Here is a 12,066-nt window from a genome sequence, read left to right as displayed (position 1 = left end):
ATCTCAGGCCAGCGGTTCCGGGCGCACGGCAAAACGAGCGCCATGCTGTTGGAAGTGCTGTGCCGGCGGGTGTGGTGCGGTCCACAAGCCTTCGCACTCGCCGTCGGCGTCCAGGCGCCCCCTGAACAGAACGGCGCCGGCGCCATCGGTCACGCTCAGCACCGGGCGTTCGCGCAGCAGGCGCGCGGTGAATGGCGCGCGGGCCAGCAGTTGCAGGCAGATGTGCCAGCCATCCTCCTCCTGCGAAAAGTGCAGGATCCAGTGGCCGTCGTCGGTGGCCAGCCGCGTCAGCACGCTGGCGTCGGCGGCGCGCAGCATGCCGCCGCTGCCGAACCATGCATCGTCGTTGACCGCCTTGCTGCCCGCGCGGCGGGCGATGGCAAGCTCGCGCAGTCGGCGCACCGTCAGCGGCGACGCCTGTAGCGCTGCCCGTTCGTTTGCCGTCAGCGCGCGCGTGCCTTCCAGCGCGGCGCGCAAGACTGCGTCCGGCAGCATCAGGCGGTCACCCTCGATCCGGCGGCCGGTGCTCAGTCTCTCCTGCAGCTTGCGGTCCAGTTCATCGGTTCTCTTCATGTCCTCTTCCCTCATCGGCGCGCCGAGACCAGCCGTTCGATCGCCGCGTCGCGCCGCTTGCGCAGCGTGGGCAGCGATATCCGCGCCAGCAGGGCCAGCTGGTGCATCGTCGGCAGTTCACCCGTGGCCGGATCGAGCCATTCCGATGGATAGCTGTCGTCGAAAGGCCCCAGCAGCTTCAGGTACACCGCCAGCCGCACCGGCATCGAATCGCGCGCCAGCGCGCGCTCGGCCCACGCCCCGGCGCCGCGGGCGTTCAGCGCTACGTCGACAAAGCGGGGGGACAGGAAAACCGGGGCCGGCAACGTACCGATTGGCTCGTCGCGCTCGGGCGGTCCGGCGCCATCTTCGGGCGGCTCGGGTTCAACCTGGTCCAGCTCGTCCTCCAGCGCCTGCAGGATCTGGTCTGGCCCCGGCGTGGCCAGCTCGTGCGACTCGGCCAGCACCCGCCAATAGTCGTCCAGCCAGCCGGCTGCCTGGTCGGCATCAAGCCGCCAGTCCTGGTCGCGGTTGGCCGAGATGTGCTCGTACTCGGCGATCTCGCGCAGCATGGCGTCAATCTTTGCGGGACTGGTCTTGAGGCTGGCAAAGCGCTTGGAGCGCGTGTGCAGTGGACCGGGGTTGCCGTTGAAGCGTTCCAGCGACTCGCTCCAGCGCAGCACCCATTCGGCCCTGCACGCGCCGCCCTGGCGCAGCTGGCGCGCCTCGATGGGCTCGGCCTCGACGGCCCGGCCGAGGATGGCGCCAACCTGCTCCCGGTGTTCGCGCCAGCCGTCGAGCAGGCGGGCGATTTCGCCGCGCGCGGTGTCGAGCATGCGGAACGCGTACATGCGGTTCGGGCTGCAAGGCCGGCCACAGGCGACCTGGTAATTGTCGGAGTCCACCTTGTCGCGCAGGAGCGCGTACATGTCGTTGATCTTCTTGCGCAGCAGCCCGTCGGCGCCGGCGCCCAGCCAGAACGGGCCAAGGCGGCGGTACTCCCCGGAGATTGCCGCGCAAAAGCCGGCCCAGTCGCCGGGCCGCGCCTGCAGCTCGTACAGCAGGCTCAGGGCCAGCTCCAGCACCGTATCGCCGTAGCTGTTGCCGGCCGCCTGCGCGCGCGCGCTGCCTGCGCAGGCGCGCAGCGCGTCGCCGCACAGGTCGAGATACTCGCCCATGGTGTCGTATTCGGCGCCCGGCTGGACCAGGCGAGCGCAATCGCAGCGCACCAGCGCGTGCAGGGAGCACTGCCCCAGCAGCTTGCGCACCTGTTCCCAACCAGGCTCCTGATATCGGGTTCCCGGCAACCGCATACCTTCCTCGTCGATGGCGAACTCGACAAAATATTGCCATACAACGCAAGAGCAAGGCGCGCTGTTCAGTGCGCCGGTGTGCGCCGGCCCAGCGCCTCCAGCAGCGCCGCCACGATGGGGGCCGCATGCTCGCCGCCGGTGGCCTCGGAGCGGCTGACGAAGGTGGCGAAAGCGAGCCGGTGCCGCTGTCCCGGCATGCTGCCCGGCTCCAGCCAGCCGGTGAACCAGACCGTGGCCAGCTCGCGCCCATCGGCGTCGCGCTCGCCGGTCGGCGCGGTGCCGGTCTTGCCATACAGGCCGGGCCGCAGGCGGTCGAACCGGGCGTCCCTGAACGCACCCGCGCCGGTGCCGCGATCGATCACGCCCTTCATGCCAGCGCGAATACGGTCAAGCCTTACGCCCAACGGCTGTCCGGGCGCAGCGCTTGCGGCATGGCCGTCCAGTTCCGCCAGCAGACGCGGGACGATGGTTGCCCCCTGCCCGACTGCGCCGGCAGCCACCGCCATCTGCAGCGGCGTGGCCTGCATGCGCAACCCGATCGCCATCTGACGCAGTTCGTGGCGCGAGCGGACCGGGTCGATGCCGGCGGGGGTGGTCTGCAGCGCGTCCCAGTCGGACCAGCGGTAGCCAACCGGCAGGAGGCCGCCGTCAAGGTGCAGCGCTTGCCCGAAGCCGAGGCGCCATGCCATGTCGAGGATCGGCCGCACGGCACGCAGCGCGCCGGCGTCGAGCGCCTGCAGGTCGGGCAAGCCTCCTTCCGGCTTGCCGAACAGCGTGGGGTCGCTCAGCTCCGCGCTCCAGGCGAACCAGGTGTTGAGGCTGTAGGTGAGCGCCTGTTCCAGGCCAAGCTTCCCGTCCTGCGCGCGCCGCGCCAGGCCCTGGTCGCGGAAATTGGTGATGTGCGCACGCCTCGTTTGCGCGGGATAGGTGGCCGAGGCGGTGCGGAAAGCGAAGCCCTTCGCGCGCGCCAACTCGTCCAGTGAGTCGAGCGGCAGACCGCCCAGCACCGCGTCGAGCCGGGCATCGCGCTGCGCGGCCAGTTCCAGCCCGAGCGCGCTGACGATCTTGAAGGTCGAGCCGGGGCTGCGGTCCCTGCCGCCGTCGTGCTGCAGGGCCGGCAGGCGCAGCGGGCTGGCTGCGGGATCGGCCGCGTCGAAGTTGCGCACCTCGTCCCAGTTGGCGGCATCGACGCGCGCCATGCCCGCGCCTGCGGCCGCCAGGATCTCGCCCGTCTCGGTATCGAGCAGCACCAGGCCCGCCTGCCGCCCCGATGGGATGGCTTTGCCGCCGTGGCAGGCGCGCCCGTTCCACGCACCGCGCCGCATGCCGATGCATTCCAGCGCCGACTGGGCCGCCACCTGCACGTCCACGTCAAGCGTCAGGCGCGCACTGTGTTCACCGCTTGCGGCGGGCAGGCGCGCAAGCATGCCGGCGACGCTGTTCACGTGCCCCGGCCGAATGCCGAGGAGCGGCGCCATGCCTGCCTGCGCGGCGCGGGCCGAGGGCTCGCCGCCCGTCCACAGCGCCACGCCGTTGCGGTCGGCCAGCGTCACGTTGGTACTGGCCTCGTGCACCGATGTCTGGGGCGGCGGCAGTGCGCGCCATGCGAGCTGTCCGCCGACGACATCAAGGTGCCGGTAACGCGCCTCGGCCAGTCCAGCCGCGTCGACCGGGGAAGCGACCAGCGTGACGATACGCGCGCCCGGCTCGAGATCCAGCACCACTTTTTGTACCGAGTCGGCGGCCGGGCACGCGCGGCCGGTGCAGGCGCCCTCGCGGGAACGCACGCTGGCTCCGCGCACGCTGACGATGCGGCCGGCCAGCATGAGTTCCAACGTCTGACCGGCGCTGGCGGCTGCTGGCAGCGCAAGCGCGAGCTCGTTGCGTTGCGCCGGCTCGGCCACCCTGCTCCACGGGCCCCAACCCTCGGGCAGCCGGTCGAACAGGCGGGCGGCTGATGGTGGCAACGAGGCGCTGGTGGGCAACGCCGCGCCGCCGGCCGTGGCAAGCCAGCTGGCGCCGCCGGGCAGCGCCCGCGCGCGCCACGCGAGCAGGCGGCGTTCGCTGTTGAACACGCGGACCTGCTCACGCAGGTAGTCGCCGTCCGCGCGGTGGTAGAGATGGTCGAGCAGCCGGCGTGCGTCGGTGTCCAGCGGCGGCCCGTCCCACTCCGCGGCCCCGGAAACGCGTGCCCGCGCTGGCAACGCCCGCCACGCGGCCAGGTCGGGCGGCGCCAGCTCGGCCATGCCGTCCGGCCGCAGCCGCAACAAGCCGTGTTCACGCAGCTCGGCAAACAGCGTGCCATCCTCCACGGTCGGCGCGGGGCTGTGCGGCACGTTGTAGCGCCCGGGCGCCAGCCTGGCCGTAACGACCGGGCCATTGGACGGCAACACGGTGACCAGTGCGCTGGTCGCGGGCTGCGCCGCCGGGCGGTAACGCTGCAGCACGAGTTCCCCCGCTTGCGGACAGGCGGCATTCTTGCGGCGATAGATGTGGAGGGCGTGCTGCTCGCCGAGCAGCAGCCAGCCCTGCTGGCGGAACGTGGCGTTGCCCTGGGCCGCCGCTCCGTCATCGCCGACCCAGCGCGCCGCGCCTTCCCAACCAAGCGTCAACGGTCCTGTGCGCGCATCGCGGCCGCCGATCTCGATATGCGGCAGTCCGTCGGCCAGCACAATGTTGCGCAAGGTCGCCGGGCGGCCTGCTGCCTCGTTGCGTGCCGCAAGCACGGCCGCCTCATTGAACGACAACCCGATCCGTAGCGGCAGCAGGCGCGGGCGTGCAAGATCGAGCACCTGCGTGCACAGGTCGATGCGCAGCGGTTCCTGTGCCTGCATGCCGGTGGCGACCAGCAGCATGGCGCCATCGTGCTGCCAGGTGACGACACCTGCCTTGTCCGGCACAGTAAAACTCGCACCAGGCAGCACCGTGCGCAATGATGCCAGCGCGGCCGGCGCCTGCTCGCGCTGCGCGACCGTCCACAGCAACCGGGCATGAAAGGCAATCACCGCGGCGCCCGCCAGGATGAGCAGCACGCCCGCAAATGCCGCCCAGCCCAGTGGGCCGGGGACGATGCCAGGGCGCCGCACCGCCTGCCGCGACCGCGCGGCCGTGCTCAGGTTGCGCGCGCGGCGCCACGCGGTGCGGTTGGTCGCCAGCACATCCAGTACGGTCGCGATCATCCCCCGCGCTCCTCCACCTCTGCCGCCCACGCAGCCGTCGCGAACGCTTAGCGGGGGGGCACGAAAACACGGTCCCGGCCCGGATTTTCTGCAGCTTATCCCGCGTTTTCTGCGGCTCGTCGCAAGTCGCTGGAGACGCAAGGGGCGCTTGGATACAGTGCTCACATCGAAACCACACATGCAAGGAGAAACAACATGAACCTCATCAAACACATGGAAGCCGTTTTCGTCGCAGCCCTCGCCTTCGCCGGCTCGCTGAGCTACGTTGTCGAGACGCTGCCGCAAGCCCAGGCCCACGTTGCAGCACCGGCTGCAAGCAGCGTTGCCGCCACCTCGATGCCCGTCGTGATCGTGTCCGCCAAGCGCATGACCGAGGCTGAAAAGCGCGCCTCGCTGCAGGCCGAACGCGCCGGGAGCAAGGCTTGATTCGTCGCGGCAGCCGGCGCGCGCCACGCTAGTTCCACAGCTGCGCGCCGGCCGTCCTTCCGCCCGCCTTGCCATCTTCCTATTTGCGCGCCTTGTGCCGCGTTCTGTATCAGTTGTAAGTACCTTTTTCAAAGCGCCCCACCGCGGGCCTCGGTTGCTATAGTGGGTTCATCCGTCACGGATTTTGGAGACCACTCATGAAACGCAGCCTTTCCCTTGCCATCCTGCTCGCGCTCGGCGCTGCCGCATACGCACCGCTGCCCTCGATGGCGCAGACCAGCTACAGCGTCGTCATCGGCTCGGCGCCGCCGGCACCAATGTACGAGGCGATTCCCGCCCCGCGCCGCGGCTACGTGTGGGCACCCGGCCACTGGGAGTGGCGCGGCCACCGCCACGAGTGGGTCACCGGCTACTGGATCGCCGAGCGCCCGGGCTACGTGTACAACGCGCCGCAGTGGTACCGCCGCGATGGCGGCTGGTACATGGAGCCGGCGCGCTGGACGCCCTACGGTCCGGACCGCGACCGCGACGGCATCCCCGACCGCTTCGAACGCGGCAACGGCCACGATCGCTGGGAGCGCGAACGCTGGGAACGCGAGCGCTGGGAACGCCGGCACGAGCGCGACCGCTGGGACCGTGACCACGACGGCGTACCGAACCGCTACGACCGTGCGCCGAACGACTGGCGCTACAACTGACCGCGTCCTGTAGGGTGGGCGGGTTTCCCGCCCACCCTACAGGCACAAGTCGCGTGACCGTTGCGGCTGATCCCTGCCCGGCCGGCAATCGGGTATGCTCCCGGTATGAACGATTTACTCAGTTTGCAGCAGGCAGCCTTCAAGCGCGAACATAGCGCAAGCCGCAAGCTGGCCGAGCGGACCGGCATGCCCCTCGACCAGGCATTGCGCGCCACGCTGGAAGAACGCGCCGGCCCCGGCGGACTGGCGCAACTGCTGGCCCAACGTGCGGTGCTCGCGAAGGCCGCGCAGGAGCGGCTCGCGCGACGCAAGGCCGAACGCAAGTCCGCCCTGGCGCAGCACAAATTGCGGCACAGCGCACCGCCAACCGCATGGCGCGCATGGTTCGACGGCTCCGCGCGGCCCAACCCTGGCGCCTGTGGCATCGGCGCCCTGCTCCACGGCCCGGATGGCGAGGTGGTCGAAATCTCGCGCAAGGCCGGTTATGGCAACAGCAGCGAAGCGGAATACCAGGCCCTGATCGCGCTGCTGGAAGCGGCGGTGCGCCTCGGTTCGCACGGCCTGACGATCTACGGCGACAGCCAGGTCGTCGTGGACGACGTCAACGGCCCGGAGCACGCGGCCGCGGTAGCGCTGCTGCCGTACCGGCGCGCGGCGCATGCGTTGCTGGCCCAACTGCGCGACGTGACGCTGCGCTGGATCCCGCGCCACAAGAACACGGCGGCCGATGCGCTGTCGCAGCGCGCGACGTCGATCGCGCAGGCGGTGGCGGCATGAGCGTGCCCGACAACGACCTGGCCACCTGGCAGCCGCGTCTGGCCGCGCTTGCGGCAGCCGCCGCGGGTACCGATGGCGCCCACGACGCCAGCCACCTGGCGCGCGTCTGGCGCAACGCGCAAGCGCTGCTGCCGGGCCATCCCGAGGCCAATGCGCTGGTCGTGATGGCAGCCTGCCACCTGCACGACCTGGTCAACCTGCCCAAGGACCACCCGGAACGCGCCCAGGCATCGCGCCGCTCGGCGCGGCTGGCGCACCACCAGCTTGGCTGGATGGGTTTTCCGGCCGACCTGCTCGACGCCGTCGCCCACGCGATCGAGGCGCACAGCTTCTCGGCCAACATTGCGGCGCAAACCATCGAAGCGAAGATCGTGCAGGACGCCGACCGGCTCGACGCGCTCGGCGCGGTGGGCCTGGCGCGGGTGTTCTACATCGGCGGGCAGCTCGGCCGCCCGCTGGCTCATCCCGACGACCCGCTCGCCCTGCACCGTCCGCTGGACGACGCCACCTACACCCTCGACCATTTCGTGGCCAAGCTGGCGCGGCTGCCATCGATGATGCAAACCGGGTCCGGCCGCAAGCTGGCCGAAGATCGGGTCAAGCTGCTGATGGATTTTCGCGCCACCTTTGCGCAAGAATGGGTTGGCGGGTCGCCGGAAGGGTGAAAAAAACTTGCTCCGATGTTAAGATAATCGTTTGCGCTTGTGATTTCGACACCGGGACAACATGACCACCACCACAGCAACCCAACAAGCCTCCAGGGGCAACCTGAACTTCGTGCTGGTGTCGGTGTTCATCGACATGCTCGGCATCGGCCTGATCGTTCCCGTGCTGCCCATCCTGGTCGGCCAGTTCGTGAGCGGGCGCGAAGAGCAGGCCCTGTGGTACGGCGTGATGGCGATGGTGTTCGGCCTGATGCAGTTCATCTTCATGCCCATGCTGGGCGCGGTCAGCGACCGCATCGGCCGCCGCCCGGTGCTGATGTATTCGATGACCGGCATGTGCATCAACTTCCTCGCAACAGCGTGGGCGCCCAACCTGGCGTGTCTGTTCATCGGCCGCGTTATCGGCGGCATGTCCTCGGCCAGCATGTCGGTGGCCTCGGCCTATGCGTCGGACATCTCCGGCCCGGAGAACCGTGCCAAGAGCTTCGGCAAGGTCGGCGCCGCGTTCGGCCTGGGCTTCCTGTTCGGTCCCATGCTGGGAGGCCTGTTGGGCAACGTCAGCCTGCACCTGCCGTTTTACTTCGCGGCGGCGCTGTCGGCGGCCAACCTCGTTTATGGCTACTTCATGGTGCCGGAATCGCTGCCGCCGGGCCAGCGCTCGCCGGTGGACTTCAGCCGCATCAACCCGCTGGGCTCGCTGGCGCGGCTGGCGGCGCGGCGCGACATTCGCGGCCTGGTGGTCGTGTACACGCTGGTCACCTTCGCCGGCGTGATGCTGCAATCGACCTGGGTGCTGTACACCACCTTCCGCTTCGGCTGGGGTCCGCGCGACAATGGCATCGCCATGTTCTGCGTGGGCCTGGCCGCGGTGGTGGTGCAGGCCGGCCTGCTGTCGGTGCTGATGCGCCGCTTTGGCGAGGTGCGGCTGTCGATGCTGGGACTCGGCTCGGGTGCGATCGCCTACCTGCTCTACGGCCTGGTCACCCAGGGCTGGCTGATGTACGTGGTCATCCTGTGCAACCTGCTCGCGTTTGCCGCCGGCCCGGCGCTGCAAGCCATCGTCTCCAAGACCACGGCCTCAAACCAGCAGGGTGAGCTGATGGGCTCCCTGCAGTCGGTGGGTAGCCTGGGCGTGATCATCATGCCGCTGGTGGGCACCGCCATCATCGGCGCGGTCAGCCACCTGCCGCCACACGATTGGCGCGCCGGCGCCAGCTTCTACCTGTGCGCGGGAATGCAGGTGCTGGCGATCCTGGTCGCGCGCCGCTACTTCGCCGGCCACCACCAGAGCGCATGAACCCTGCAAGCGGCCATATCCCGGGGCTGGTGATGGCCGCGGTGCTGTGCGCCGCGCTGATGCATGCGAGCTGGAACGCGCTGGTCAAGTCGCAATCCGATACCTTTCTCGCCACCGTCGTGGTGACCGCCGGCGGCGGCCTGGTCGGCGCGCTGGCCCTGCCCTTCCTGGCCGCGCCGGCACAGGCCAGCTGGCCCTTCATCGCCGTCTCCAGCCTCGTTCAGGTGGTGTACTACGCGCTGCTGGTCGAGACCTACCGCGGCGGCGAAATGAGTCACGCCTATCCGCTGATGCGCGGCAGTGCGCCGCTGCTGGTGGCGGTGGTGGATGGCCCGCTCACGGGCGAGCGGCTCGACACCGTGCAGTGGCTGGCCGTGGGCCTGATCTGCGGCGGCATCCTGGCGCTGTACGCCACCGCGCGCGCCACCTCGGCCAGCGCCAGGCGCACCACCGTGTTTGCGCTGCTCACGGCCTGCGTGATCGCGTCGTACACCATGATCGACGGCGCCGGCGTGCGCCGCTCGGGCGCGCCGGCCGCTTACACGATCTGGATCTTCCTCTTGACCGGGCTGGGCGTGCTGCTCTGGGCCTTGATCAGGCGCGGGCGCGACCTGCTGCCGTTCGCGCGCGCCAATGGCCAGCTGGTTTTGTTCGGCGGCGTGACCACCGTCGGCTCGTACGGCATTGCGCTGTGGGCGATGACGCTCGCGCCGGTCGCGGCGATTGCCGCGCTGCGCGAAACGTCGATCCTGTTTGCGACCGCGATCGCGGCGCTGGTGCTGGGCGAGCGCGTCGGCCCCGCCCGCCTGTCGGCGGTGGCCCTGGTGGCCTGCGGGGCGATCGCGATGCGGCTGGGTTAGAACTTCATCTCGAGCGTGGCGCGGGCGATCATCTTGCCCGGATAGATCGAGGTGCGCGTCACCGAGCCGGCCGCGTCGGTGTAGCTGCCCGAGTTGATGAAGTCCTGGCGCAGCACGTTGGACAATGCCAGGCGCAGCTGGTACTGCGGGTTGAACTTCCACAGCGCATACATATCCAGGTCGCGGCGCACGCTCTGGTAAGCCATCTGGTTGACCGAAATGCGCACCGGGCCGCCGTTCTTGAAGGCGTAGCTCGCGCCCGTCGTCAGTTGGCCGGCCTTGTAGTCGATGCCGAAGGTGGCCGACAACGGGGTCTGCTGGTCGAGGCGGTTGTTCGGGCCAGGCACCGAGTCGACGGTGGACCAGTTGCGGCTCACGCTGGCGCGCAGGTCGATCGCCGGCGCGGCGGCGAACAGGGTCTTGAGCGGGAACTTCGACTCCAGCTCCAGACCATAGGTCCGCGCGTCGCCGTAGTTGAACGGCATGCCGACCCAGCGGCCATCCTTGAACACCACCATCTGGCGCGTGAAGTCCTTGATTTGGCGCGACGACACGCTGGCCGACAGCATGCCGCCGCCTTCCCAGAAGTGCTCGTACGAGGCGTCGATGCCGCGCGCCAGTTCCGGCTTCAGGTCCGGGTTGCCCATGAAGTCAGGCTCGGTGGAGCTGTTGTTCAACGACAGAAAGCGGTGCGGGATCAGGCTTTGCACGTCCGGCGACTTGTAGGTGCGGGTGAGCGCCAGGCGCACCTGGTCCGCCTTGGTGCCGGGCAGCTTGTACAAGGTTTGCATCAGCGGGCTCCACACCGACGAGCGCGCGTGCGCCGTGTCGAAGGTATTGCCCTCCACACGGGTCTGGATGCCTTCCCAGCGCACGCCCATGTACACCGACCAGCGTGGCGTGACGTTCCACTCGTCCTGCACGAAGCCCGCCAGGCGCGCCACGCGGCCCGTGTAATGTTCGTCCAGGATGAAGCCGGGCGCGGCGCCGATCGGCAGGTCTTGCTGGTAGCGCGCATCGCTGCGGTTATGAAAGCCCATGTCCCAACCCACGGCGAGCGAGTGGTTCTCGACCAACGGGTTGGTGTATTTGCCGGTCGAGCTCAGGTCGCGGTCCGTGCCGTGCGAGTAGATGTCGCTGTCGAGCGTGGGCGTGCCGCGATCGAAGGCCATGCGATGCGTGTCGTTGCGCAGCGCGCCGATCGCGGTGCCCAGCTTGAAGTCGAGCTTGGAGCCCGACTCCAGCTTGTGGGTCCAGTTCACGTCGGTGTGGAAGAACCGGTTGGTGTTGGTCATCCACATGCCCTGGTGCGGGAACTGCGGCGCGCTGCCGAGCAGCGTGCTCACGTCGCTGTACTGGTCCATCGCGAACCGGTTCGCGTTCAGGAAGGTCTGCCAGGTCACGGTGTCGCCGTTCGCCAGCGTCCAGTTGATGCGCGGGGTGATGTTGATGGCGTCGAAGTGGGTGCCCGCGCTCGATTCCGTCTCGCGCAGCAGCACTTCGCGCCCGGCCGGGTTGTAGCCCTCTTCCAGCGCCGGCGAATCGCGCCCGGCTTCCTGGTGGATGACGTTGGCGGCGAGCGACCATGACATCTTGCCGGCCTTGTCCGACAGCTGCAGGTTGGCGGTGGGGTTGGTGAAGTCGGGGCCGCGGCCGTAGCCGAGCTTGAGCTCGCGCTGCGCGGTCTTGATGGCCTTCTTGAGCACGATGTTGATCGTACCCGCAATCGACTGGGTGGAGAATTCGGCGGTCGCCGCGCGCAGCACTTCGATCCGTTCGATCACGTCCGGCGCCAGCGAATCGATCGAAAAGCCGGCCGGCGCGCGCTCGCCGTTGATCAGGATCTGCGTGTAGCCGCTACCCAGCCCACGCATGCGGATCTCGCCGCCGCGGCCGTTGGCGCCGCTGACGGTCACGCCCGGCACGCGCTTGAGCACGTCGAGCACGCTGGTGTCGCCGTGCTTGACGATCTCGTCGTGGTTGACCACGATCTTCGAGGCCGTGTCGTCACGGCGCGGGTCGTAGGCCTCGGCGCTGCCGCGCACTTCCACCTGCTGCATCTTCGAGTCCGCGGCCTTTTGTTCGGCCCCGCCTTTCGGCTGGCCTTCCTGCGCGTGGGCGGTAAAGCTGGCGACAATGGCCGCGGCAATCAGGGTGCGCCGCAACGGCTTGGCATCTACATGCATATATCTAATGAAATCAATAATTTAGGAAAGCCGGTATTGTCCACTAAATAAGCCTTTACGGAGCGCCAGGCCGGGACTATTTTTTATATGCATGCGCTCGTCCCGGCCCGTCT

Annotated in this window: 10 protein-coding genes; 6 read left to right on the top strand and 4 right to left on the bottom strand. The window is 69.0% G+C overall.

Translation table 11 applies throughout. The annotated features are described in order from the left end of the window. Nucleotides 1-3: 3 nt before the first annotated feature. From NX773_RS15655 to NX773_RS15645, 3 genes are all read right to left on the bottom strand, one after another. Nucleotides 4-573: a hypothetical protein gene (locus NX773_RS15655; RefSeq protein ID WP_258857253.1), complete on the bottom strand. Its 570-nt coding sequence runs from the start codon at nt 571-573 to the stop codon at nt 4-6. Nucleotides 574-584: 11 nt separating this feature from the next. Continuing rightward, nucleotides 585-1,820: a hypothetical protein gene (locus NX773_RS15650; RefSeq protein ID WP_370662259.1), complete on the bottom strand. Its 1,236-nt coding sequence runs from the start codon at nt 1,818-1,820 to the stop codon at nt 585-587. Between the two features lie 110 nt (nt 1,821-1,930). Next, nucleotides 1,931-5,044: a penicillin-binding transpeptidase domain-containing protein gene (locus NX773_RS15645; protein WP_258857251.1), complete on the bottom strand. Its 3,114-nt coding sequence runs from the start codon at nt 5,042-5,044 to the stop codon at nt 1,931-1,933. Nucleotides 5,045-5,239: 195 nt separating this feature from the next. On the opposite strand from NX773_RS15645, the gene NX773_RS15640 reads away from it, so the two are divergent. The 6 genes from NX773_RS15640 to NX773_RS15615 all read left to right on the top strand — a co-directional run bounded on the left by NX773_RS15640 (nt 5,240) and on the right by NX773_RS15615 (nt 9,767). Further along, nucleotides 5,240-5,470 carry a hypothetical protein gene (locus NX773_RS15640; protein WP_258857250.1) on the top strand — a complete coding sequence of 77 codons (231 nt, stop codon included), beginning with the start codon at nt 5,240-5,242 and terminating at the stop codon, nt 5,468-5,470. Nucleotides 5,471-5,667: 197 nt separating this feature from the next. Next, the gene (locus tag NX773_RS15635) at nt 5,668-6,168 is read left to right on the top strand and encodes a YXWGXW repeat-containing protein (protein WP_258857249.1); all 501 of its coding nucleotides are present in this window, start codon (nt 5,668-5,670) and stop codon (nt 6,166-6,168) included. 105 nt (nt 6,169-6,273) lie between these two features. Further along, a complete protein-coding gene (locus NX773_RS15630) occupies nt 6,274-6,945 on the top strand; it encodes a ribonuclease HI family protein (protein ID WP_258857248.1) in 672 nt (223 codons plus the stop codon). Further along, nucleotides 6,942-7,610: an HD domain-containing protein gene (locus tag NX773_RS15625; RefSeq protein WP_258857247.1), complete on the top strand. Its 669-nt coding sequence runs from the start codon at nt 6,942-6,944 to the stop codon at nt 7,608-7,610. The genes NX773_RS15630 and NX773_RS15625 overlap by 4 nt, the downstream gene beginning before the upstream one ends. A gap of 61 nt (nt 7,611-7,671) precedes the next feature. Further along, nucleotides 7,672-8,907 (top strand): TCR/Tet family MFS transporter, encoded by a 1,236-nt coding sequence (locus NX773_RS15620; RefSeq protein ID WP_258857246.1) that lies wholly within the window; start codon nt 7,672-7,674, stop codon nt 8,905-8,907. Next, entirely contained in the window at nt 8,904-9,767 is an 864-nt protein-coding gene (locus NX773_RS15615) for an EamA family transporter (protein ID WP_258857245.1), read from the top strand. Before NX773_RS15620 ends, NX773_RS15615 begins: the two co-directional genes overlap by 4 nt. Here the strand turns inward: NX773_RS15615 and NX773_RS15610 are convergent. Further along, nucleotides 9,764-11,953 carry a TonB-dependent receptor plug domain-containing protein gene (locus NX773_RS15610; RefSeq protein WP_258857244.1) on the bottom strand — a complete coding sequence of 730 codons (2,190 nt, stop codon included), beginning with the start codon at nt 11,951-11,953 and terminating at the stop codon, nt 9,764-9,766. The genes NX773_RS15615 and NX773_RS15610 overlap by 4 nt on opposite strands. Between the last annotated feature and the right edge of the window lie 113 nt (nt 11,954-12,066).

Source organism: Massilia solisilvae, assembly GCF_024753215.1.
In the GTDB taxonomy this organism is placed as follows: Bacteria; Pseudomonadota; Gammaproteobacteria; order Burkholderiales; family Burkholderiaceae_D; genus Telluria; species Telluria solisilvae.
This window is presented reverse-complemented; position numbering and strand designations above follow the sequence as displayed.

Excerpts from the sequence above, each read along its gene's own strand:
- NX773_RS15655 (WP_258857253.1), bottom strand. The coding sequence starts at position 573 with ATGAAGAGAACCGATGAACTGGACCGCAAGCTGCAGGAGAGACTGAGC.
- NX773_RS15645 (WP_258857251.1), bottom strand. The coding sequence starts at position 5,044 with ATGATCGCGACCGTACTGGATGTGCTGGCGACCAACCGCACCGCGTGG.
- NX773_RS15640 (WP_258857250.1), top strand. The coding sequence starts at position 5,240 with ATGAACCTCATCAAACACATGGAAGCCGTTTTCGTCGCAGCCCTCGCC.
- NX773_RS15635 (WP_258857249.1), top strand. The coding sequence starts at position 5,668 with ATGAAACGCAGCCTTTCCCTTGCCATCCTGCTCGCGCTCGGCGCTGCC.
- NX773_RS15630 (WP_258857248.1), top strand. The coding sequence starts at position 6,274 with ATGAACGATTTACTCAGTTTGCAGCAGGCAGCCTTCAAGCGCGAACAT.
- NX773_RS15625 (WP_258857247.1), top strand. The coding sequence starts at position 6,942 with ATGAGCGTGCCCGACAACGACCTGGCCACCTGGCAGCCGCGTCTGGCC.
- NX773_RS15620 (WP_258857246.1), top strand. The coding sequence starts at position 7,672 with ATGACCACCACCACAGCAACCCAACAAGCCTCCAGGGGCAACCTGAAC.
- NX773_RS15615 (WP_258857245.1), top strand. The coding sequence starts at position 8,904 with ATGAACCCTGCAAGCGGCCATATCCCGGGGCTGGTGATGGCCGCGGTG.
- NX773_RS15610 (WP_258857244.1), bottom strand. The coding sequence starts at position 11,953 with ATGCATGTAGATGCCAAGCCGTTGCGGCGCACCCTGATTGCCGCGGCC.